Source organism: Falsiroseomonas oryzae (assembly GCF_027856955.1).
Lineage (GTDB): Bacteria > Pseudomonadota > Alphaproteobacteria > Acetobacterales > Acetobacteraceae > Falsiroseomonas > Falsiroseomonas oryzae.
On record NZ_JAPSMD010000625.1, the window covers coordinates 1 to 2432 of the forward strand.

3 protein-coding genes and 1 tRNA gene are annotated in these 2432 nt (G+C 75.4%); 2 read left to right on the forward strand and 2 right to left on the reverse strand.

The genetic code is table 11. From position 1 onward, the window contains the following. Positions 1-216 (reverse strand): hypothetical protein (locus tag OZN99_RS29775; protein ID WP_456299914.1); only part of this gene is annotated, 216 nt, incomplete at its 3' end. A gap of 207 nt (positions 217-423) precedes the next feature. Between OZN99_RS29775 and OZN99_RS29780 the strand changes: the two genes are divergently transcribed. Next, positions 424-500, forward strand: a tRNA-Arg gene (locus OZN99_RS29780). Positions 501-730: 230 nt separating this feature from the next. Next, positions 731-2248 carry a PAS domain-containing protein gene (locus OZN99_RS29785; protein ID WP_270938833.1) on the forward strand — a complete coding sequence of 506 codons (1518 nt, stop codon included), beginning with the start codon at positions 731-733 and terminating at the stop codon, positions 2246-2248. A gap of 10 nt (positions 2249-2258) precedes the next feature. Here the strand turns inward: OZN99_RS29785 and OZN99_RS29790 are convergent. Next, positions 2259-2432, reverse strand: a 174-nt coding sequence (locus tag OZN99_RS29790; RefSeq protein ID WP_270938834.1) for a DUF2891 family protein, incomplete at its 5' end; no start/stop codon positions are given.

Genomic DNA, 2432 nt, shown 5'->3' on the forward strand with positions numbered 1-2432 from the left:
CGGCGGCTGGGGAGGGGCAGGGGAAGGCGGGTCGTCGGGCCCGCGTGTCGCGCCGCCGACGCGGCCGGAGGGATTGCCGCGGGCGCGCAGCACCTCGTCCATCGCGTCGCCGGACGGGGCCCCGGCCGCGCCGCGTTGCTGCGCCCGGGCCGCCGGCATGCCGGCTGGCACCAGCAGGGCGATGGCGAGGGCCATCTTGCGACGAGGCAGGAGCATGAATCCTCCGTTGGCAGGCTGTCCGCGGCGCCCTCCTGCCGAGCACGGACACGTTTCGACCTTGCCGGCAGCGTGGGGGGCGCGTCAATCACCGGGCAATGATCGACCCGTCGCGGTCAACCGCGCTGTGCGCCGGCGCATTGCGCCGGCGGGGCGGGTGCCGGCGCTACACCGGCGGCGCGCCGGATGGTAAGCGGCGCTGGCGCGGCGCCCGTAGCTCAGCTGGATAGAGCATCGGATTTCTACTCCGTAGGTCGGGGGTTCGAATCCCTCCGGGCGCGCCAGCGCGCTGCTTCCCGGACGATCCGCTTGCGCTGTGCGCAGCGGCGTCGCGCGTCATCCATCACCCCTGGGTGATACTGAGACGCGGCAAGCCATTGCCGGGGCGTCATGACGTAGGTTGATCGCCGCAGGACCGGAGGACCCGATGGCCGGAATCGGGCCGTTCCCTGTCTGACCCGGCTGATCGCCGGCACGGCGGGGAGCGCGGCAAAGCCGGCCATGATTGCCATTGATGGACAGCAGCCACGCACGCGCAGCGACCGAGACCGCCAAGCCCACTGGACCCGTCGCGGCCGGCCGGCCGCAGCCGGCGCTGCCCGGCCCGGAGGCCGCCGCCGAGCTCGCCGTGATCTACGACACCGCGCCGGTCGGGCTCTGCGTGCTCGACCGCGAGGGGCGGTTCCTGCGCATCAACGCGCGCCTCGCCGCCATCAACGGCCTGCCCGTCGCCGCCCATATCGGCCGCCGCGTGCGCGACATCCTGCCGGACCTCGCCGAGGCGGGCGAAGCGCTGCTGCAACGGATCTTCGAGTCCGGCCAGCCGATCCTCGGCGTCGAGCTCGAGGGCGAGACGCCCGCGCAGCCCGGCGTCCGGCGTGCCTGGGTGGAGGATTGGAGCCCGGTGCGGGACGCCGGCGGGCGGGTGGTCGCGGTCAACGTCGTCGCACGCGAGGTCACGGAGGAACGCGCCGCGGCGCGCGCGCTGCGCGAAGGCGAGGCCAGGCTCGCGACTCTCCTGGACGCGCTGCCTGTCGGCGTCGGGCTGGTCGACACGGCCGGGCGGCTCGTGGTGGCCAACCGCGAGATGCGCCGCTTCGTGTCCGAGGTCATCCCCTCGCGCGATCCCGCGCAGCACGACCGCTGGCGCGGCTTCCATGCCGATGGCAGCCGGATCGCGCCCACGGAGTTTCCCGCTTCGCGCGCCTTGCGCGGTGAATCGGTGCTGCCGGGCATCGACTTCATCCACGTGGCCGCCGACGGGCAGGAAGTCTGGACGCGGGTCGGCGCCGTCCCGCTGCGCGACGAGGCGGGCCGTGTGACCGGCGCCGTCAGCGTCGTGACCGACATCGCCGCGGAAAAGGCGGCGAAGGAACGCCAGGCGCTGCTGATGCGCGAGGTGAACCACCGCGCCAAGAATGCGCTGACGGTCGTGCAGGCCGCGCTGCGCCTCACGCCGCGCACCGACCCGGGGGCCTATGCCCGCGCGGTGGAGGGGCGCGTCGCCGCGCTGGCGCGGGCGCATACCCTGCTGGCCGACGGCGCCTGGCAGGGGGGGGCGCTGCACCCGCTGCTGGAGGCGGAGCTGGCGGCCTTCCTGCCCGCCCAGCGTGTCGGCACCGGCAGCGGGGTCCAGCCCCCGCCCGCCGTCACGCTGGACGGCCCGCCGCTGCAGCTCGCGCCGACCGCGACGCAGGCGCTGGCCATGGCGCTGCACGAGCTGGCGACCAATGCCGTGAAATACGGCGCCCTGTCCTGCCTCGGCGGCGTCGTCGCCGTGACCTGGACGATAGCCGCGGAGGAGAAGCTGCTGCGGCTGCGCTGGGCGGAGCGCGGCGGCCCGCCGCTGCACGGCCCGCCCGACCGGCGCGGCTTCGGCTCCCGCGTGCTGGAGGCGACGATCCGCGACCAGCTCGGTGGCCGGGTGCGGCGCAGCTGGGAGGCAGCCGGCCTGGTCTGCGAACTGGAGATCCCGCTCGCCCGCGCCGAGGCGTCGGAGGCGCCGGCCGACGAGGCGCGCCCCGCCGGCTGACGGCCTGCGCTCAGCTGCCGTCGAGCGCCAGGACAGCGAAGCTCGCCAGCCAATGCGAGCCCATGTAGTGGCCGTCCACATGCGGCAGGGATGCGGCCACGTGGCGCGCCGCTGCCGCCTCCGCCGCCGGGCGGCGCGGGTCGCCTGCGGCGAAGCCGGCCGCCAGCGCCCGCCAGCACCAGGC